This is a genomic window from Allocatelliglobosispora scoriae (assembly GCF_014204945.1).
In the GTDB taxonomy this organism is placed as follows: domain Bacteria; phylum Actinomycetota; class Actinomycetes; order Mycobacteriales; family Micromonosporaceae; genus Allocatelliglobosispora; species Allocatelliglobosispora scoriae.
The window spans coordinates 310,673-329,332 of record NZ_JACHMN010000003.1 but is presented as its reverse complement, the minus strand read 5'-3'; the positions used below and the strand labels follow the sequence as shown (position 1 = coordinate 329,332).

The 18,660-nt window shown below is 70.4% G+C and carries 20 protein-coding genes; 8 read left to right on the top strand and 12 right to left on the bottom strand.

The annotated features are described in order from the left end of the window. Window positions 1–320: 320 nt before the first annotated feature. From F4553_RS28170 to rimP, 10 genes are all read right to left on the bottom strand, one after another. A complete protein-coding gene (locus tag F4553_RS28170) occupies window positions 321–539 on the bottom strand; it encodes a DUF6186 family protein (protein ID WP_184841757.1) in 219 nt (72 codons plus the stop codon). Next, window positions 536–955, bottom strand: coding sequence for a hypothetical protein (locus F4553_RS28165; protein WP_184841755.1), 420 nt, complete (start codon window positions 953–955; stop codon window positions 536–538). The genes F4553_RS28170 and F4553_RS28165 overlap by 4 nt, the downstream gene beginning before the upstream one ends. Window positions 956–1,052: 97 nt before the next feature. Next, window positions 1,053–2,039, bottom strand: a complete 987-nt coding sequence (locus tag F4553_RS28160; RefSeq protein ID WP_184841753.1) for a DHH family phosphoesterase — start codon at window positions 2,037–2,039, stop codon at window positions 1,053–1,055. Next, the gene (gene rbfA / locus F4553_RS28155; protein ID WP_184841751.1) at window positions 2,036–2,518 is read right to left on the bottom strand and encodes a 30S ribosome-binding factor RbfA; all 483 of its coding nucleotides are present in this window, start codon (window positions 2,516–2,518) and stop codon (window positions 2,036–2,038) included. Before rbfA ends, F4553_RS28160 begins: the two co-directional genes overlap by 4 nt. An 81-nt stretch (window positions 2,519–2,599) precedes the next feature. Further along, on the bottom strand, window positions 2,600–2,899 hold the full coding sequence (locus tag F4553_RS28150) for a DUF503 domain-containing protein (protein WP_184841749.1): 300 nt from the start codon (window positions 2,897–2,899) through the stop codon (window positions 2,600–2,602). A 21-nt stretch (window positions 2,900–2,920) separates the two neighbouring features. After that, window positions 2,921–3,949, bottom strand: a complete 1,029-nt coding sequence (locus F4553_RS28145; RefSeq protein ID WP_312875416.1) for a TRM11 family SAM-dependent methyltransferase — start codon at window positions 3,947–3,949, stop codon at window positions 2,921–2,923. A 76-nt stretch (window positions 3,950–4,025) separates the two neighbouring features. After that, window positions 4,026–7,148 carry a translation initiation factor IF-2 gene (infB, locus tag F4553_RS28140; protein ID WP_184841747.1) on the bottom strand — a complete coding sequence of 1,041 codons (3,123 nt, stop codon included), beginning with the start codon at window positions 7,146–7,148 and terminating at the stop codon, window positions 4,026–4,028. Between the two features lie 262 nt (window positions 7,149–7,410). Beyond that, a complete protein-coding gene (locus F4553_RS41270; protein WP_376776348.1) occupies window positions 7,411–7,689 on the bottom strand; it encodes a YlxR family protein in 279 nt (92 codons plus the stop codon). A gap of 60 nt (window positions 7,690–7,749) precedes the next feature. Next, a complete protein-coding gene (gene nusA / locus F4553_RS28130) occupies window positions 7,750–8,820 on the bottom strand; it encodes a transcription termination factor NusA (RefSeq protein WP_184841745.1) in 1,071 nt (356 codons plus the stop codon). Next, entirely contained in the window at window positions 8,817–9,464 is a 648-nt protein-coding gene (gene rimP / locus F4553_RS28125) for a ribosome maturation factor RimP (RefSeq protein ID WP_184841743.1), read from the bottom strand. The genes nusA and rimP overlap by 4 nt, the downstream gene beginning before the upstream one ends. A 168-nt stretch (window positions 9,465–9,632) precedes the next feature. On the opposite strand from rimP, the gene F4553_RS28120 reads away from it, so the two are divergent. The 8 genes from F4553_RS28120 (at window position 9,633) to F4553_RS28085 (ending at window position 16,911) form a co-directional block, all read left to right on the top strand. Then, window positions 9,633–10,103 carry a twin-arginine translocation signal domain-containing protein gene (locus F4553_RS28120; RefSeq protein WP_184841741.1) on the top strand — a complete coding sequence of 157 codons (471 nt, stop codon included), beginning with the start codon at window positions 9,633–9,635 and terminating at the stop codon, window positions 10,101–10,103. Beyond that, window positions 10,100–10,564 (top strand): DUF4439 domain-containing protein, encoded by a 465-nt coding sequence (locus F4553_RS28115; protein ID WP_184841739.1) that lies wholly within the window; start codon window positions 10,100–10,102, stop codon window positions 10,562–10,564. The genes F4553_RS28120 and F4553_RS28115 overlap by 4 nt, the downstream gene beginning before the upstream one ends. Window positions 10,565–10,599: 35 nt before the next feature. Beyond that, window positions 10,600–11,175 carry a PadR family transcriptional regulator gene (locus F4553_RS28110; protein WP_184841737.1) on the top strand — a complete coding sequence of 192 codons (576 nt, stop codon included), beginning with the start codon at window positions 10,600–10,602 and terminating at the stop codon, window positions 11,173–11,175. After that, window positions 11,172–11,888 carry an ABC transporter ATP-binding protein gene (locus F4553_RS28105; protein ID WP_184841735.1) on the top strand — a complete coding sequence of 239 codons (717 nt, stop codon included), beginning with the start codon at window positions 11,172–11,174 and terminating at the stop codon, window positions 11,886–11,888. Before F4553_RS28110 ends, F4553_RS28105 begins: the two co-directional genes overlap by 4 nt. Further along, the gene (locus F4553_RS28100; RefSeq protein WP_184841733.1) at window positions 11,885–14,602 is read left to right on the top strand and encodes an ABC transporter permease; all 2,718 of its coding nucleotides are present in this window, start codon (window positions 11,885–11,887) and stop codon (window positions 14,600–14,602) included. Before F4553_RS28105 ends, F4553_RS28100 begins: the two co-directional genes overlap by 4 nt. Before the next feature lie 153 nt (window positions 14,603–14,755). Then, complete coding sequence (locus F4553_RS28095; protein ID WP_184841731.1) at window positions 14,756–14,965, top strand: dodecin family protein; 210 nt, start codon at window positions 14,756–14,758, stop codon at window positions 14,963–14,965. A gap of 25 nt (window positions 14,966–14,990) precedes the next feature. After that, window positions 14,991–15,458 (top strand): nitroreductase family deazaflavin-dependent oxidoreductase, encoded by a 468-nt coding sequence (locus tag F4553_RS28090; RefSeq protein ID WP_184841729.1) that lies wholly within the window; start codon window positions 14,991–14,993, stop codon window positions 15,456–15,458. 10 nt (window positions 15,459–15,468) lie between these two features. Next, the gene (locus F4553_RS28085; RefSeq protein ID WP_184841728.1) at window positions 15,469–16,911 is read left to right on the top strand and encodes a glycosyltransferase family 39 protein; all 1,443 of its coding nucleotides are present in this window, start codon (window positions 15,469–15,471) and stop codon (window positions 16,909–16,911) included. A gap of 95 nt (window positions 16,912–17,006) precedes the next feature. On the opposite strand, the gene F4553_RS28080 is transcribed toward F4553_RS28085, so the two are convergent. Both F4553_RS28080 and map read right to left on the bottom strand, forming a co-directional pair. Next, window positions 17,007–17,729, bottom strand: a complete 723-nt coding sequence (locus F4553_RS28080) for a VIT1/CCC1 transporter family protein (RefSeq protein ID WP_184841726.1) — start codon at window positions 17,727–17,729, stop codon at window positions 17,007–17,009. Further along, complete coding sequence (gene map / locus F4553_RS28075; protein WP_184841724.1) at window positions 17,726–18,580, bottom strand: type I methionyl aminopeptidase; 855 nt, start codon at window positions 18,578–18,580, stop codon at window positions 17,726–17,728. Before map ends, F4553_RS28080 begins: the two co-directional genes overlap by 4 nt. Between the last annotated feature and the right edge of the window lie 80 nt (window positions 18,581–18,660).

Below are 18,660 nucleotides of genomic sequence, written 5' to 3'. Positions count from 1 at the left end.
CCTTACTGGCGCGTGTCCATCGACGTCTGTAGTGCACGACGAGCCTGCTCGCGCTCCTCATCGGCTTGCGGACGCTGCGTGGACGACTTCGGTTGCTGCTTGGTTTGCATAGCAACCAAAGTTAACGTTCAGTTCCACATAGTGCGCATGTTTTTCATACTGTGAGATGCGCTGCCGACCTCCAGACACGTTTTGCAGCAATCCGGCGCCATTCCGCGAGCCCATGCCACGCTTTGCTGCAAAACGTGACCGGCCGCAGAACGTGACCGGCCGCAGAACGTGACCGGCCGCAACCTGGCAGGCCGTGCCGCCACGGCCCGCTAGCGGGCCAGGAAATGCCAGCCGATCCACCACCAGAACCCGAAGACGGCGATCCGGCCGACCGGCAGACCGCCCACCTCGTGCGACATGACCACCGCGGCGACATCGCCCAGGCTCGGAATCCGCGAGCCGTCCCGGCGGGCGGCCCACTCCACGGCCACGACCAGCAGCCCGGCGAGCGCGAAGCCCGCGACGGCGAGCATTCGGAGCGCGTTCATCGGCGGCACAACCCCCAGAACCCGGCCAGCCAGGCGAAGTACAGAGCAGCCCGCGGCAGGTACGCATCGAGCAGCGGATCGGCGAGCAGCGACAGCGTCGGGTACTCGTAGGTCGAGCCGCCCACGAAGGTCGTGGTCTCGAAGATGACGAAGACGCCGATCGGCAGCAGCCACCACAACACGCCCCTGCCCACCCGGTTCGGCACCGTCCGCTGGGGCAGCCTGCGGGTGAACCCGATCCACGCGATGACGGAGCCGATCACGAGTACGTAGAGGTTGGCGACGACCGAGAAGGACGGCAGCAGCCCGCCGACGAGGGCCAGCACCGCGAAGGTCGGCAGGATGACGATGCGGCGGGCCCACGGCGGCCCGTCGGCGGCCGCGTCGGCCAAGGTGATGCCGGACGGCTGATCCATCCCCCGATTGTCTCCGCTGATCAGCGTCTCAGGGCGGCATTTCAGTCACTGCGTGCCGGAATGTCCGCACCGCACGAGGCGGTGCGGACCTCTGCTGTCAGAGTGCGGCGCGGATCTGATCCATGACCTCGTCGGCGGAGCCGCGGCCGGTGAAGCCCGCCGCGAGCCGGTGGCCGCCGCCGCCGAGCGCGATCGCGACCCGGCTCACGTCGGCACCGCCACGGCCCCGCATCGAGACCGACCACTCGTCGGGAGCGACCTGCTTGAGCAGGCACGCCACGTCGGCCTCCACGGTGCAGCGGATGCCGTCGATGAGCCCTTCGAGGACGTGCGCGGGCTGGTCGTGGCGCTTGAGGTCGTCGAGGGTCGCCACGGTCCAGACGAGACGCTTCTCGGTCTCCAGGACGGCCCGGCTGAGCACCTCGCCGTAGAGCTTCACGGCGCCGAAGGTGCGGCTGTCGAAGATCCGCTGCGAGACCTCGCCGGGGTTGATGCCGGTCTCGACGAGCCGGGCGGCGAGCCGGTGCACGGCGGGCGTGGTGAGCTCGTAGCGGAAGGACCCGGTGTCGGTGATGACCCCGACATAGAGGCACTCGGCGATGGAGCGGTCCAGCGCGACGCCGAGCCGGTCGACGAGCTCGGCCGCGATCACGGCGGTCGCCGCCGAGGTGGGCGCGACGAGCTGGTGCCGGCCGAAGCCGGTGAAGCTGGCGTGGTGATCGAGCACGATGGAGTCGCCGGAGGTCTCCAGCCGGTCGCGGAGCTTGCCGAGCCGGGACTCGCTCGCCGCGTCGAAGGTGATCAGCAGGTCGGGCCGCGCCATCGCCTGGTCCTCGGCGACGAGCAGGTGCAGGCCGGGCATCGGCGCGAAGGGCTCCGGGATCGTCAGCGGTCCCGGAAAGGTCGCCTGCAGCCGGGTCGAGCCGAGCGCGACGAGTGCCTGCGCCACGCCGAGCATGCTGCCGAGGGCGTCGCCGTCGGGGTTGACGTGGCAGACGAGCAGGATCGTGTCGTCGGCCGTGACGGCGGAGTGGATCGCCGCGACAGCCGCGCTCCACTCCGCCTCGGTAATGCCCTCGTTCACCGGCCGACCTCGGCCGCGCGGGCCGGCTCGTCCTCGTCGTCGTCATCCGCCTCGTCGGCGTCGTCGTCGAGCTTGTAGGGCTGCGGATCACCGGCGTAGGTCGCGCGCTCGGCGATCTCGTGCACCTTGGCGTCGGCGATCTTCGCCTCGGCAAGCAGGTCGTCGATGTGCTTCACGGTCTCCTGGACGTTGTCCATGACGAACGCCAGCGACGGCGAGTGGCGCAGGCCCAGCGCACGGCCGACCGGGCCGCGCAGCATCCCCTTGGCGCTCTCCAGCGCGGCGGCGGTGCTCTGCTGCTCCTCGACGTCACCGAGCACGGTGTAGAAGACCGTGGCCTCGCGGAGATCTGCGGTGATCCGGGCGTCGGTGATCGTCACCATGCCCAGTCGCGGGTCCTTGATCTGGGTCCGCACCGCCGAGGCCACCAGCTCCCGTACGCGCTCGGCGTGCTTGCGTACCTTTGCCGGATCGGACATTTCGCTACCTCCAGTGCAGGTCGACCTACTTAGATTACCCGTCTGCGACGACAGGCAATCGGAAATGATCTTTGTCTGGCGTCAGTCCAGGTCCTCGCCGCTGATGAGGCGGGTCTTGACCGAGAGCAGCTCCAGCTCCGGCCGCCCGGCCACGAGCCGCTCGCAGCGATCGAGCACCTCGCGGACGTGGACGGCCTCGCTCGCCACCACGGCGACGGCGAGCTGCGCCCGACCGTGCCGATCCTGGTCACCGACCTCGGCCGCGGAGACCTCGAACTTCTTGAGGGCCGCGATGACGGGCCGCAGATAGCTGCGCTTCTCCTTGAGCGACCGGGAGTCGCCGGGCAGGAGCACGTCGAAGACGATTGAGCCTAGAAACACAAGTGCTGAGACTACTGCTTCTCAGTCCCGGCGGGCGATCACAATATCGCGGGTGATCCCCTGATCCACCCAGTGTGAGAAGCCCTCGGCTGGGACGATGCGCAGTCCGGCCTTCTCCACCAGCGCGATCGCCTCCTCGCGTGGCGCGACGTGGGTGTTCCAGGAGAAGCCGAGCGTGCCACCGGGCATGATCAGCTGCACCCAGCCGGGCAGCGCCGTCTCCAGCAGCTCCTGCGGCCCCCGGGCGATCCCCTTCGGTCCCCGGCTGCCGTGCACGATGCCGTAGGGCAGGTCCGCGACGACCACCTCCGCCGAGTGCTTCTTCAGCAGCGAGCGGGCCAGCGACGTATCGGCCTCGAAGACCGTCAGCTGCTGGGTCTCGCCCGCGTGGTGCGCCGCCTTGTCGGGCGCCATCGTCACGTCGAAGCGGCGGCCGAGCTTCTTGCCCTCGCGGCGCAGCGGCGTCATCTCCGCGTTGTGCTTGAGCCGCTTGCGCTTGAGGTAGGTCTTCATGAAGGCCGAGTAGGCCTCCAGGTCCTGCTGGTCCCGCTCGATGCCGATGGCGTCCCAGCCGTACATCAGGGCCTGGTTGAGGGTCGTCCCCCGACCGCAGACCGGGTCGAGCACGGTGAGCTTGCGCTCCAGCATCCGGTCGGCGAAGGCGCTCGCCAGCACCGTCACGTTGAGCAGCAGCTTGGTGAAGTGCTCGTTGGTCTTGCCGGAGTATTTCTGGATGCTGATCAGATCGTCGTCGTAGCGGTCCAGCGGCTGCCCGGCGATCGGCCGCAGCAGGTCGCCCTCGACGCGCTCGAAGAGCGCGAAGGCCGACGAGACGTTCGCGAGATAGGCCAGGTCGCGCTCACCGAGCGGTCCGTCGGCCACCGAGAACCCCAGATAGGTACGCCCGGCGAGCTCGATCGGCGCCACGGGACCGAGGCGGCCGTCGAGAGCGCCGACGGAGAAGGCGGCGAGTTCGGCGGCGCCCAGGGCGGCGGCCCCGGCGGTGTAGACCCGGTTCGATGACGGGGCCAGGAGCAGCGCATATTCCACGATGGAAGCCTAATCTGTCGTCTATAAGAGAGAAGGGGTGGCCGGTCTGAACCGGCCACCCCTTTGATCGTCGTGCTTAGGCGCGCGGCTTCTCGCGCATCTCGTAGGCCTCGAAGATGTCGCCGACCTGCGGGTTGCCGAAGCCGCCCAGGGTCAGACCACACTCGTAGCCCTCGCGGACCTCGGTCGCGTCATCCTTGAACCGCTTGAGCGAGGTGATCGTGACGCTCTCCGCCACGACCGCGCCCTCGCGGATGACCCGCGCCTTGGCGTTGCGCTTGAGGATGCCGGTCCGGACGATGCAACCCGCGATCGTACCGATCTTGGACGAGCGGAAGACCTCGCGGACCTCCGCAGATCCGAGGATGGACTCCTCGTAGACCGGCTTGAGCATGCCCTTGAGGGCCGCCTCGATCTCCTCGATGGCCTGGTAGATAACGGTGTAGTACCGGATCTCCACGCCATTGCGGTCCGCCAGGGCCCGCGCCTGCAGCATCGGCCGAACGTTGAAGCCGATGATGATCGCGGTCGAGTCGGAGGTCGCACTCGCCAGGTTGACGTCGTTCTCGGTGATCGCGCCGACACCACGGTGGATGATCCGCAGCGTGACCTCTTCCGGGATCGGAAGGCCGACCAGTGCATCTTCGAGCGCCTCGACCGAACCGGCCACGTCGCCCTTGATGATGAGGTCGAGCGAGGTCTTCTCGCCCTCCTTGAGCTGCTCGAGGAGCGTCTCAAGGGTGGCCCGGCCACGCAGGTTGGCCTGCTCGGCCGCACGGCGGCGAGCCTGCCGCTGCTCGGCGATCTGGCGCACGGTGCGGTCGTCGTCGGCAGCGAGGAAGCTGTCGCCGGCGCCCGGCACCGCGGTCAGACCGAGCACCATGACCGGACGCGCCGGACCGGCCTCGGTGACCGGCTGGCCGTTGTCGTCGAGCATGGCGCGGACGCGGCCGTAGGCGTTGCCCGCCACGATCGAGTCGCCGACCCGCAGGGTGCCCTTGTTGACCAGCACCGTCGCGACGGGGCCGCGGCCCTTGTCGAGGTGCGCCTCGATCGCGATGCCCTGTGCGTGCCCGTCGATCGGGGCCCGCATGTCGAGCGACGCGTCGACGGTCAGCAGCACGGCCTCCAGGAGGCCGTCGATGTTGATCCGGCTCTTCGCGGAGATGTCGACGAACATGGTCTCGCCGCCATACTCCTCGGCGACCAGGCCGTACTCGGTGAGCTGCTGACGGACCTTGCCCGGGTTGGCATCCGGCTTGTCCACCTTGTTGACCGCGACCACGATCGGCACACCGGCCGCCTTGGCGTGGTTGAGCGCCTCGACCGTCTGCGGCATGACGCCGTCGTCGGCCGCGACCACCAGGATGACGATGTCGGTCGCCTGGGCACCACGAGCACGCATGGCGGTGAACGCCTCGTGACCCGGGGTGTCGATGAAGGTGATCGCCCGGTCTTCGCCCTCGTGCTCGACGTGGACCTGGTAGGCACCGATGTGCTGGGTGATGCCACCGGCCTCGCCCTCGACGACGTTGGCCGACCGGATCGCGTCGAGCAGCTTCGTCTTACCGTGGTCGACGTGGCCCATGACCGTGACAACCGGCGGGCGGCTGACCAGGCGGTCCTCCGCGACGTCGGCGTCGAGGTCGATGTCGAAGCGCGCGAGCAGCTCGCGGTCCTCGTCCTCGGGGCTGACGATCTGCACGTCGAAGCCGAGGTGCTCGCCGATGAGCAGCAGGGTGTCGTCGGTGCACGACTGCGTCGCCGTGACCATCTCGCCCAGGTTGAACATCTCCTGGACGAGCGAGCCCGGGTTGGCGTTGATGCGGTCGGCGAAGTCCGACAGGGACGCGCCGCGCGGCAGGCGGACGAGCTGGCCCTGGCCACGCGGTGCACCGGAGCTCATCGTCGGTGCCGACAGGTTGTCGAACTCTTGACGCCGCTGCTTCTTGCTCTTACGGCCACGGGCGGGCTTGCCACCCGGACGGCCGAACGCGCCCGCGGCGCTACCGCCGCGACCACGACCGCCGCCACCGGGACGACCACCGCCACCGGCCGGTGCACCAGCGCCAGGAGCGCCGCCACCGGGACCGCCGCGGTAACCGCCGCCACCACCGGGAGCGCCACCGCCACCGGGGCCGCCGCGGTAACCGCCGCCACCACCGGGAGCGCCACCGCCGCCACCGGGGCGGAAGCCGCCACCGGTGCCGCCGCCGGGACCACCGGGACGGAAGCCGCCGCCGCCGGGACCGCTGGGACGACCTGCGCCGCCACCACCGGGACCGCCCGGACGACCGGTGCCGCCACCGGGACCGCCGGGACGAGCCGGACGCTGCGAAGGCATCTGGCCCGGGCTGGGCCGGGGTCCGCCCATCGAAGCAGGGCTCGGCCGGGGGCCGCCCATGGAGGCCGGGTTGGGCCGGGGCATCGCATTGTTGGGGTTGGGTCCGCCAGCCGGTCGGGCACCGCCACCAGGGGTGATGCCGAACGGGTTGTTGCCGCCGCTGCGAGCCGGCGGGCGCGGGGCACCCGGCCGGTCGGTGCGCTCGGGGCGCGGACCACGGTCACCGGCGGGACGCTCGGGACCACGCTCGGGACGCCCACCGGGAGCCGCCGGACGTGCGCCACCCGGCGCCGCCGGACGTGCGCCACCGGGAGCACCGGGAGAGGCGGGACGAGCACCGCCGGGCGCGCCGCCGGTCGTACCGGGGCGGGGCGGCATGAAGGTCGGCTTGGGGCCGTCCTCACCCGACGGACGCCGGGTCTCGCGAGCAACCTGGGCCGCCTTGACGGAGGCCTCCTGCTCTGCTTTCAGGGCCGAGGCGCGGGCTTCCGCCGCCTCGACCTCGATGTCGTGTGCGCTCTTCGTCACCTGGGAACCCGCCGGCGTCAACGCCGGCTCCTTCGGCTTGCTCGGCGTCGCCTTCTTAGGCGGAGCCGGCCGTGCCGACACCCGGGGTTCGCTCGCGCTGGACGTCGCTTCGGGCGCCGACGACGTCGGCGCGCTCGGTCCGGATGAGCCGGTCGACGGGCCGCCAGAGGATCCGAAGACCTCTTTCAGCCGCCGTGCGACGGGGGGCTCGACGGTGCTCGACGCGGATTTGACGAACTCGCCCATCTCTTTCAATTTGGCGAGAACGGTCTTGCTCTCGACGCCGAGCTCCTTGGCGAGCTCGTGTACGCGGGCCTTGCCTGCCACTGCACTCCTCATTCCGAGGCCGTGCGGGCGGCAGCCCACATCGACCTCACTTGTGCACTTGAAGCCTTGTCATTTTGGCGACTTCATCGTGTGCTCATGCCGGTTTTCCTACCTTGCTCTTCTCCGGCCGTGACTCGGTGCCACGACGACGGTGGGTGCTGAGCGTTGTCTTTACGCTGCAAGGCGCGCTGCGCTCCCCGCAACTCGCCCTGCGCTCGCAATCCCGAAGGATCGCATGTCGTTGATCCCATTCTGGCGCAGATCATCCGTCCCCGCCTGGGATCGCCTCGTTGAGCGTGCCGATGTCCAGGACACCGGTCACCCGCAGCGCACGCCCGAAGGCCCTGCGCCGCTCCGCCAACACGAGACATGCCGGGACGGGATGAAGATGCGCTCCCCTGCCCGGCGCTCTGCGGGCCGGATCAGGCATGAGGCTGAACTGACCAGCTTCGCGCTCGATCGCCACGACCCGCAGCAACTCGGAGGCGGTCGCACGCTGCCGACAGCCGACACAGGTTCGCACCGGAGGTGCTAGCTGGATATCAGCGGACAGCGAGCGACGTACCACCGAGGAAGTCTACCCCTATCGTCCGACAGACGATCAGGCCGCCTCGCCTTCGTGATCAGCGCCTCCGTGCTCGGCCCCTACACCTGCGACGGAGCGGGCCGGGCGCGGTGCGCCGGGGGGCGGGTTGCCCTCCGGTGCATCGGAACGAATGTCGATTCGCCAACCCGTCAGACGGGCCGCAAGCCGAGCATTCTGCCCTTCCCTGCCGATGGCGAGCGAAAGCACCTCACCCGGGACGGTCACCCGGGCGGCGCGAGCCTCGCGGTCGACCACCTCGACCTTGATAACCCGGGCGGGCGAGAGCGCATTCCCGACGAACTCGGCCGCGTCCTCCGACCAGTCAATGATGTCGATCTTTTCGCCGTGCAACTCGCTCATGACCGCACGCACGCGCTGGCCCATCGGACCGATGCAGGCGCCCTTCGCATTGACTCCGGAGACGGTGGAGCGTACGGCGATCTTGGTGCGGTGCCCCGATTCGCGGGCGATGGCGGCGATCTCGACGGTGCCGTCGGCGATCTCGGGCACCTCCAGCGCGAAGAGCTTCTTGACCAGCGCCGGGTGCGAGCGGGAGAGCGTCACCTGGGGGCCGCGCGGGCCCTTGACCACGTGGATCACGACGCACCGGATGCGCTCGCCGTGCCGGTAGACCTCGCCGGGCACCTGCTCGGACAGGGGCAGCGTCGCCTCGATCTTGCCGAGGTCGACGGAGACGATGCCCTTCTCCGAACGGCTCTCGTGGGCCTGGATGATGCCGGTGACGAGGTCGCCGTCGCGGTTGATGTACTCGCCGAAGTGCACCTCGTCGGTCGCCTCGCGCAGGCGCTGCAGGATGACCTGCTTCGCCGTCATCGTCGCGATGCGGCCGAAGTCGTCGGGGGTGTCGTCGAACTCACGGACGATCGAGCCGTCGTCGTCGAACTCCTGCGCGAGCACGATGGCTCCGCCGGTCTTGCGGTCGATCTCCACTCGGGCATGCTGATGCGCACCGTCGGTGTGCCGGTATGCGGTGAGCAGCGCCGTCTCGATCGCGGCCAGAATTGTCTCGAACGGGATCTCCCGCTCGCGTTCCAGCGCGCGCAATGCGGCCAGGTCGATATTCACTGCTGCTCCTCGTCGTCTTCGTCGTCTTCGTCTCCCGCGATCTCCTCGAGGTCGTCGTCGGAGATCTCTTCCAGCCGACTGAACTCGATCTGCACGCGGCCCGCGCCCAGCTCGGCCAGGCGGAAAGTCTTCTTCGCCCCGTTGATCTCGAACGTGACGCTGCTCTCGTCGGTGCCGACCACCCGGCCGGTCACCTGCTTCTCCGCGGCCTTCACCGCGACGAGCCGGCCGATCGCGCGCCGCCAGTGCCGGGGCAGGGTCAGCGGGCGGTCCACGCCCGGGGAGCTGACCTCCAGCTGGTACTCGCCGGCGATGATCTCGCGTCCGGCCGCTTCGGCCTCGTCGAGGGTGTCGGCGACGGCGCGGGAGAGTTCGGCGATCGTGTCGAGGTTGACACCGCCGTCGCCGTCCACGGTCAGCTTCAAGCTGAAACGCCGTCCGACCTGCTTGAGCGTCAAACTTTCAAGATCGTAACCGGCAGTGGTGAGCACCGGTTCGATGAGGGCCTGCACCCGGTCCCGCGCGGCGGCGAGATCGGCGGCCGGAGCCTTGATCGGGGCGACCGCCTCTCGCGGCGCACCCTTGTCGGTGCGGCGCGGCGCACTGGGACGGCCCCGGCCGACAGAACGGCCACCCTGAGCCATCTCCTTACCCCTTCCTTCGGGCACAACCTGAAGCCGAGGACGGAGTCTCCGGCTGGGCAGAGCGTAACCTGAGGTGAAGGCCAGGGGCACACCGACACGGGGCAGCCCTTCACGCCGCGCGGGCAAAGTGCGCTTGGCGTCGATGCGCGCATGGTGAACACTAGCCAGATGCGAATCACCGACCCTGCCTCGCGGCGCGATCTGCTCCGCACGCTGGCCGCGGTCGGCGCCGCGGGCGTGCTCGCCGGCTGCGATCTGCTCGCCACTCCGGCGCCCGATCCCGATCCCCTGCTCGGCTTCCTGGCCCGGACCAAGGCCCTGGTCAATGCCTACTCCACGGCGATCGGCAGCGCGCCGCCGGCGCTGGTGACGATCATCAACCCGATCCGCGACGCTCATCGGGCGCATGTGGCCGCGCTGGAGGCACTGATCAAACCGCCGTCTCCCTCCGCCGGGGCGGGTGCGCCGAGCGCCGCCGCCTCGGGCACTCCCGGCGACCCGAAGGTGGCGCTGCTGGCGCTGGAGAAGGAGGGGGCGAAGCTGGCGTACGAGACGTGTTTGGTCGTGCCCGCCGCGCGCGCCACGCTCCTCGGCGAGATCGCCGCCGCCCGGGCCGCGCATGTGACGGTGCTGTCATGACCCAGCCGACGCCGTCCGCGACCCCGTCACCGCCGCCCGCGCTCTCCCCGGCCGGCCGGGAGCGGCTCGCGACGGCGGTCGCCGCCGAGCATGCCGCGATCTACGGTTACGGCGTCATCGGACCCCGCCTGACCAAGGGCTCCGTGTCCGCGGCCGAGTCCGCCGAGGCGATGCACCGGCGGCGGCGGGATCAGTTCAGCAGATTGCTGGGCGAGGGCGCACCCGCCGCAGCGGCCGCATACGCCACGCCGCCGCTCGCCGACGCGGTCGCCGCCGCCAAGCTCGCCGGGCAGATCGAGGAGCGCGTGACGGCCGCCTATCGGGCCGCACTCGCGGTGACCGAGGGCGACACCCGGCGCCAGGTGCTCGACGCGATGATCGATGCCGCCAACCGGGCTGCCCAGTGGCGGCGCGCGGCGGGCACGACACCGGCGACCGTCACATTCCCCGGCCGGGGGTAGACAACCCGCATACCGAGTATGCATACTCCGTAGCTATGTCCATCAGGCACGGTCTGCTCGCGCTGCTCGAACGCGGCCACATGTACGGCTACCAGCTTCGCGCCTCCTTCGAGGCGGAGACCGGGGCCACCTGGCCACTCAACATCGGTCAGGTCTACACCACGCTCAACCGGCTCGAACGCGACGGCCTCGTGCGACCGCTCCCGGATTCCAACGGGGGGCAGCGGCCGTACGAGATCACCGACGCCGGCCGGGCCGAGCTGACGATGTGGTTCGCGACACCGATCGCCCACTCCGACCGGCCCCGCGACGAGCTCGCCATCAAGCTGGCGCTCGCGATCACCACGCCCGGCGTCGACGTGCGCAGCGTGGTGCAGACCCAGCGGGTGGCCACGATGCGCACGCTGCAGGAGCTGACCCGGCTCAAGCGCAACGACGGCGAGCTCTCCTGGCGTCTGGTGCTCGACTCGCTCATCTTCCAGGCCGAGGCGGAGCTGCGCTGGCTCGACCACTGCGAGTCGGCGCTGGTCCGGTGGCGGCCGACGCCGGCGACCACCACCGGTGCCGCACCGGCGATCGTGACCGCCGAGTCGAGCGAGGTGACGGCATGACCGTCCTCGAACTCCGCGCCGTCGACCGCGTCCACGGCAGCGGCGACACCGCCGTGCACGCGCTGCGCGGGGTCAGCATCACCGTGCAGCCGGGCGAGCTCGTCGCGGTGATGGGCCCCTCGGGCTCCGGCAAGTCCACGCTGCTCAACCTGGCCGGCGGGCTCGATTCGCCGACCGGCGGCATGGTGCTCGTCGAGGGCGTCTCCCTCGGCGGGCAGGGCCGCAACGCGCTGGCGAAGCTGCGCCGGGCCCACATCGGCTATGTCTTCCAGGATCTCAACCTGCTGCCCAGCCTGACCGCGGTGGAGAATGTCACGCTGCCGCTGGAGCTCGACGGGGTGTCGCCGCGCAAGGCGCGCCCGTTCGGCGAGCGGGCGCTGGACGAGGTCGGGCTGCTCGCCATCGCCGAGCGGTTCCCCGACGAGATGTCCGGCGGGCAGCAGCAGCGCGTCGCCATCGCCCGGGCCCTCGTCGGCGAGCGGCGGTTGATGCTGGCCGACGAGCCGACCGGCGCGCTGGACTCGCAGACCGGCGAATCCGTGCTCAAACTGCTGCGATCGCGGGTCGACGCGGGTGCGGCCGCCGTCCTCGTCACGCATGAGGCACGGCACGCGGCCTGGGCGGATCGGGTGATCTTCCTGCGCGACGGCTCGGTAGTGGACAGTTCCGCGCCGCTCAACGGGCCCGAGCACCTGCTGGAGCTGCCCTCATGAGCTGGCTTCGATCGTGGGCGGTCTCGCTGCGGATCGCCCGGCGCGAGGCGCGCCGCAACCGGGGGCGATCGCTGCTGGTCCTGGCGATGATCGGCCTGCCGGTGCTGGGGCTGTCCTTCGCCGCGGTCTCCTATGACATGTTCAACCTCACCCGGCCGGAGCTGATCGAGCGTCGGCTCGGCGCCGCGGACGCTCTCGTCAGCTGGGCCGGCGGCCCCGTCAATCAGCTCACACCGGGCAGTGTCGAGAGCGGCGGCAGCGACAAGACCCCGCCCGAGATCCCCACCACCGCCGAGATCGAGGCGCTCTTCCCGGCCGGCAGCCGCGCTGTCTCGATCATGCAGGGCACCGCGCAGATGCGGACCGCGACCGGCATCGGCAACGTCAGCGCCTTCGCGTTGACGATCGCCGACCCGGTGACCGCCGGGATGGTGACACTGCTCGATGGCGTCCCGCCCCGGAGTGACACGGAGGTGGCGCTGACACCGCAGGCCGCCGCCCGGCTCGGTGCCGTGATCGGCGGCACCGTCCGGACCACCGTGCCCGATCGGGCCTTCACCGTGACCGCGCTGGTGGAGATGCCCGAGCAGCTCAGCGAGTACATCTTCTTCCGCGCCGAGGCGATGCCCAGCCCCGACGGGGTGCCGCTGCGGAGCAGCGAGTGGCTCATGGCCACCCCGACCCCGCTGGGCCTCGCCGACATCGGCCGTCTCAATGCGGCCGGCTTGCGCGTGATGCCTCGCGACGTGGCGCTCAACGCCTCGCTCGACGAGTTCACCGCCCAGAACACCATCGCGGAGGAGGAGCTCACCCTCGGCGTCATCGTCATCGGCATGGCGATCTTCGAGATCGTGCTGCTGGCGGGCCCGGCCTTCGCGGTGGGCGCGCGCCGTCGGCAGCGCGAGCTGGCTCTCGTCGCCGCAGCGGGGGGTACGCCGGCTCAGGTGCGCCGCATCGTCCTCGCCGACGGCGTCGTGCTCGGTGCCGTCGGTGCCGTGCTCGGCATCGTCGCCGGAGTGGCTCTGGCGTTCGGCGGCCGTCCCCTGATCGAGGAGTACCTCGTCGGCTCACGCGCCGGTGGCTACCGCTTCTTCCCGCTCGCCCTGGCCGGCATCGTGATTCTCGCGATCGGCACCGGACTGCTCGCCGCCCTGGTCCCCGCCTTCACCGCGGCTCGGCAGAGCGTGATCGCGGCGCTCTCGGGCCGCCGGGGCATCGTGCGGTCCCGCACGCGGTGGATCGTCGTCGGTGCGGTGCTGCTCGTGGTGAGTTCGCTGGTCGCGGTGGCGGGTGCGCTCGTCCCGTCCCCCGAGGTGATCCTCGTCGGGTTGATCCTCGGCCAGTTCAGCCTGGCGCTGCTGACGCCGAGCCTCGTCGGCGTGATCGGGCGGCTCGGCTCCCGGCTGCCGCTCGCGCCCCGGATCGCCCTGCGCGACACGGCACGCAACCGCGCCTCGGCCGCCCCGGCGATCTCGGCGGTGATGGCGGTCGTCGCCGGCAGCGTGATGATCGGCATCTTCATGAACAGCCAGAACATCCGCAACAACAGCTATCACGTTCCCTCCGGCCCGCTGGGCTCGGCGACGATCGGCCTGTTCACCTGGGGTCCGGCCGGTCAGCAGCGGATGGGCGAGGCCACGATGCGGCAGATCGAGGCCCGGCTGCGCGAGAGCCTGCCGGTCGACCGGACCGCCGTGGTGGCGGGCGTCTCCTGCCGCCTGTCCGGTGCCGACCCCGACTCGTACCAGTGCCCGCTCGATCCGGTGGTCCCGCCCGAGCAGCTCTGCCCGTTCGCCGAGCGGCCACCGACCCCCGAGGAAATGCCGACGGCGCTGGACGATCCGCGCTGCCGCAACGGCAGTCCGGGGACCTACAGCGGCCTGCACAACGTCGTCGACGACGGCGGCAATCTCGCCCTGATCACCGGCGGCGAGGCGGCGGATGTCGAGCGGGCGGTGGCGATGCTGCGCTCCGGTGGTGTCGTCGTCTCCGACGAGCGCTTCCTCTCCGGCGGAAAGGTGACCCTGCGCCGGACCGACACGGTCGACGGCCAGGCCGACGGCCCGTTGGTGACGGTGCCCGCCTACGCCATGACGACCGGGGCGCGCAGCATCAACCTGATCATGCCGCCGTCGGCGCTGCCGCAGCTCGCCGCCGCGTTCGGCGGGAGCATGACGAGCGATCCCGCCTACCTCTTCGCCACGACCCGGGAGATGCCGACCACCGCTGAGGTCGACGGACTCAACCAGGCGATGCAGGAGATCGACAACTCGATCTACCCCATCGTCGAGCAGGGCGCGGATGGCGAGTTCGACCCGACGCTGCTGATCCTGGCGCTGGCGTCGGCCCTGATCACGCTCGCTGCGGCGGGTGTCGCGACCGGCCTCGCCGCCGCCGACGGGCGGTCCGATCTCGCCACGCTCGCCGCGGTCGGCGCGAGCCCGCGGCTGCGCCGGACGTTGTCGCTGAGCCAGTCCGGGGTGATCGCCGGGCTGGGTACGCTGCTCGGCGTCATCGCCGGGGTCGGCGGGGCGTTCGCGATCATCAAGGCGCTCAACGTCTCGACGGCGGAGGCCTGGCCCGTCCCGATGGAGCTGCCGCTCGCGGTGCCGTGGGGCAATCTGGTCACCGTGTTCGTCGTACCGCTGGTGGCGATGCTCGGCGCGGGCCTGCTCACCCGGTCCCGCCTCCCCATCGAACGCCGCTCCCAGTAGCGTCTGCGGCCGCAGCGTCCCGGCCGCGCCCCAAGATCGCCGCAACTCTTCAAGAGTTGGTCCTAACGGGGGTTTTAGGACCAACTCTTGAAGAGTTGCGGCGATCTTGGGGTTTCTGGGACGGGTGCCGGAAGCACCCCATATGGTGCCGTTATGACTACTACCGTTGCGCGTGTCACGGAGATCAGCTCGACCTCCTCGAAGAGCTTCGACGACGCGATCAAGACCGGCCTCACCCGCGCCCACAAGACCCTGCGCGGGGTCAGCGGTGCGTGGATCAAGGAGCAGAAGGTCACCCTCACGGATGGTGAGATCACCGGCTACCGGGTCAACATGCTCGTCTCCTTCGTACTGGACGACTGACGCGAAACTCGTTCACACTGTGCCGATGTTCGTCCACCGCATCGTCGCGCGACTCGGCCACAAGCCCTGGTTCGCCAAGCTCGGCAAGGCCGTCGTCGCACCGACCGACCGGCTCATCGGCAAGCTGACCAGGGGCAAGGTCGTCACGGCCGGGCTGCTGCCGGGGCTGATGCTGACGACCACCGGCCGCAAGAGCGGTCGGGAGTTCACGCAGCCGCTCGCCTACTTCCCCGACGGGGACGGGTTCATCCTGATCGCGTCCAACTGGGGGCAGCAGCAGCACCCGTCGTGGTCGGCGAACCTCATCGCCAACCCCGCGGCGACGGTGGAGCTGAAGGGTGAGCGGTTCGGCGTACACGCCGATCTGGCCTCTGGATCTGAGCGCGAGCGGCTCTGGGCGATCGCGCTGAAGCGGTGGCCGGCCTACGACACGTACGCGGAACGCGCCGCCGGGCGCACGATCAGAGTCTTCAGACTGCGTCGCAGCGGCTAGCCTGTGCTGCGTGACCCTTCCCGGCATCGCCTGGCGTCCGATCACGATCGTCAGCCTCGTCACCCTCGTGGTGAACCTGCTGGCCGCCACCCGCTACGGCTATCACCGGGACGAGCTCTACTTCCGGCAGCTCGGTGAGCACCCCGCGTGGGGCTATGTGGACCAGGGCCCGGCGACGCCGCTGATCGGGCGGGTCGCGACCGAGCTCTTCGGCGATTCGTTCTTCGCGCTGCGGCTTCCGGCGGTGCTCTGCGCGGCGCTGATCCCGCTGCTCGTGGCGCTGATCGTGCGCGAGCTGGGCGGCGAACGCACCGGACAGTGGCTCGGTGGCGCCGCGGTCGCGCTCGGCGGCTTCCCGGTCGGGATCGGCCACCTCCTGCTCACCGCGAGCTTCGACGTGCCGCTGTCGCTGCTGGCGCTGCTCTTCGTCACCCGGGCGCTCAAGCGCGTCGACGGTCGCTGGTGGCTCGCGGCCGGGGCGGTGATGGGTCTCGCGCTCTACAACAAGCAGCTGATCATCCTGCTCGGCCTGGGCGTCGTCGCCGCCCTGCTCATCGTGGGTCCGCGGGACGTCTTCCGCGACTGGCGGCTCTGGGCGGGGCTCGGCCTCGCGGTCGTCATCGGCTCGCCGAACCTGATCTACCAGCTCACCCATGACTTTCCCCAGCTCACGATGGCGGGGGCGCTCGCCGACAACGACGGCGTGGAGAACCGGCTGCTCTTCGTGCCGATGCAGCTCGTCCTCATCGGTGTCACGCTCGTGCCGATCTGGGTGGTCGGTGCGCGCGGGTTCTTCCGCGAGGAGGCTTGGCGCCGGGTCAGGGCACTACCCATCGCGTACGCCGTGGCCTGCGTCATCGTCCTCGCCACCGGTGGTCGGCCCGACTACGTGGCGCCGCTGCTGATCCTGGTCCTCTGCGCCGGTTTCGCCCGCCTGCACACCTGGAGGTGGCCCGCGATCGCCGTCGCGGTCAACGTCGTCGGATCGGCCCTGCTGGTCCTGCCGGTCTTCCCGGTCGGGATGCTCGGCGACAGCCCGGTGCCCGTCGTCAACCAGCTCATGGTGGACCAGGTGGGCTGGGAGGCGTACGTCGCCCAGGTCGCGGCGGTCCACAGTGCCCTGCCTGCGGCCGACCGGGCGGATGCCGTGGTCGTGACCGCCAACTACGGCGAGTCGGGCGCGGTGGACCGTTACGCCCCGGCGCTGCCGGTCTACAGCGGTCAGAACGAGCTCTACTTCCGCGCACGGCCGCCGGAGTCCGCCCGAGTGCTGATCGCGGTGGGCTACTCGCCGAGGCGGCTCGGACCGCACTTCGCGTCGTGCGAGATCGCGGCGAGGCTGGACAACGGGGTGGGCGTGGACAACGAGGAGCAGACCCTGCCGATCACGGTCTGCCGCGACCCGCGCGAGCCGTGGTCGGCCCTCTGGCCGTTCTTCCAGCACTACGACTAGGCAAGCCGCCCTCGGCCACGTTTTGCAGCAAAGCGTGGCCTCGCGCGCCGAAATGGCCACGCTTTGCTGCAAAACGTGACCGGGCCACGTGGCGGCTACGCGCCGATCGAGCCCTCGATCAGGTTGCCGATCAGGTAGGTCGCGCCCGCGGCGAGCCCGCCGAGCACCAGCTGGCGCAGGCCGCTGACGAACCAGTGCCGCCGGGTGAACCGGGAGAACATCGCACCCGCGATGAAGAGCCCGACCCCGCCGATGCCCAGCGCCAGCGCCAGCGACGTGGAGCCGAAGAGGTAGGAGAGCAGCGGCACCACACCGCCGATGGAGAAGCACACGAACGACAGCGCCGCCGCCACCCACGGGCTCGGGGTGCTGTCCGGGTCGACGCCCAGCTCCTCGCGGGCGTGGATGCGCAGCGCCTCCGCCGGATTGCGCCGCAGCGCGTCGGCCACCTGGCGGGCGAGGTCCTCGGGGAGGCCGCGGTCGATCCAGCGCAGCGCCAGCTCCTCCGCCTCGGCGGCGGGGTTGCGGGCGAGTTCCCGGCGTTCCTTGTCGACCTCGGCCTCGACCTGCTCGTTCTGGGTCTTGACGGAGGTGTACTCCCCCAAGCCCATCGAGATCGCACCGGCGACGAGCCCGGCCAGTCCGGTGAGCACGATGTTCTTGGGCGCGAGGCCGCCGCCGCCGACACCGGCGATGAGGCCGATGTTGGTGACGAGCCCGTCCATGGCGCCGAAGACGGCCGGACGCAGCCAGCCGCCGGAGACATCGGCGTGGTGGTGCGGATCCAGCGCGGCGGCCGGCTCCTCGGCAGCGGTCACGGCAGGGTCAGGATCTCGTAGCCGTCATCAGTGATCACGATGGTGTGCTCGAACTGCGCGGTCCACTTCCGGTCCTTGGTGACGACGGTCCAGCCGTCGTCCCAGAGGTCGAAGGAGACCGTACCGAGGGTGATCATGGGTTCGATGGTGAAGGTCATGCCGGGGACCATCTCGGTGGTCGCCTCGGGCGTGTCCACGTGCGGCACGAAAAGTCCACTGTGGAAGGAGCGGCCGATGCCGTGGCCGCCGAAGTGGCGGACCACGCCGTAGCCGAAGCGCCGGGCGTATGCCTCGATGACCCGCCCGATGACGCTGATCTGGCGGCCCGGGGCACAGGCCTTGATGCCGCGCATCGTCGCCTCGCGGGTGCGCTCGACGAGCAGCCGCGCCTCCTCGTCGACGTCGCCGACGAGGAAGGTCGCGTCGGTGTCGCCGTGCACGCCGCCGATGTACGCCGTGACGTCGACGTTGATGATGTCGCCGTCCTCCAGCACCGTCGAGTCGGGGATGCCGTGGCAGATGACCTCGTTGAGGCTGGTGCAGCAGCTCTTCGGGAAGCCCTTGTAGCCCAGCGTCGACGGATAGGCGCCGTGGTCGCAGAGGAACTCGTGCACCAGCCGGTCGAGCTCGTCGGTGGTCACACCCGGCTTGCAGTGCTCACCGGCGAGCTGGGTCGCCTGGGCGGCGATCCGCCCGGCGATGCGCATCTTCGCCAGTGTCTCCTCGTCCTGGACCTCGCGGGCGGAGCGCTTGGGCTCCTTGCGACCCACATACTCCGGTCGCTCGATCGAGGCGGGCACCTCCCGCCACGGGGAGAGGGTGCCGGGCGTCAGCGGGGCGCGTACGGTCATGATCTCCACCCTATCGCGACGCCCAGGCGGCGTCAGTCGGGCACGCGCTTTGCCCGCCCACCGCACAAGTATGCATCGAC

Excerpts from the sequence above, each read along its gene's own strand:
- map (WP_184841724.1), bottom strand. The coding sequence starts at position 18,580 with ATGACCGTACGCGCCCCGCTGACGCCCGGCACCCTCTCCCCGTGGCGG.
- rbfA (WP_184841751.1), bottom strand. The coding sequence starts at position 2,518 with ATGTCCGATCCGGCAAAGGTACGCAAGCACGCCGAGCGCGTACGGGAG.
- F4553_RS28120 (WP_184841741.1), top strand. The coding sequence starts at position 9,633 with ATGCGAATCACCGACCCTGCCTCGCGGCGCGATCTGCTCCGCACGCTG.
- rimP (WP_184841743.1), bottom strand. The coding sequence starts at position 9,464 with ATGGCTCAGGGTGGCCGTTCTGTCGGCCGGGGCCGTCCCAGTGCGCCG.
- F4553_RS28095 (WP_184841731.1), top strand. The coding sequence starts at position 14,756 with ATGACTACTACCGTTGCGCGTGTCACGGAGATCAGCTCGACCTCCTCG.
- F4553_RS28170 (WP_184841757.1), bottom strand. The coding sequence starts at position 539 with ATGAACGCGCTCCGAATGCTCGCCGTCGCGGGCTTCGCGCTCGCCGGG.
- F4553_RS28165 (WP_184841755.1), bottom strand. The coding sequence starts at position 955 with ATGGATCAGCCGTCCGGCATCACCTTGGCCGACGCGGCCGCCGACGGG.
- F4553_RS28105 (WP_184841735.1), top strand. The coding sequence starts at position 11,172 with ATGACCGTCCTCGAACTCCGCGCCGTCGACCGCGTCCACGGCAGCGGC.
- F4553_RS28090 (WP_184841729.1), top strand. The coding sequence starts at position 14,991 with ATGTTCGTCCACCGCATCGTCGCGCGACTCGGCCACAAGCCCTGGTTC.
- F4553_RS28115 (WP_184841739.1), top strand. The coding sequence starts at position 10,100 with ATGACCCAGCCGACGCCGTCCGCGACCCCGTCACCGCCGCCCGCGCTC.
- F4553_RS28100 (WP_184841733.1), top strand. The coding sequence starts at position 11,885 with ATGAGCTGGCTTCGATCGTGGGCGGTCTCGCTGCGGATCGCCCGGCGC.
- F4553_RS28110 (WP_184841737.1), top strand. The coding sequence starts at position 10,600 with ATGTCCATCAGGCACGGTCTGCTCGCGCTGCTCGAACGCGGCCACATG.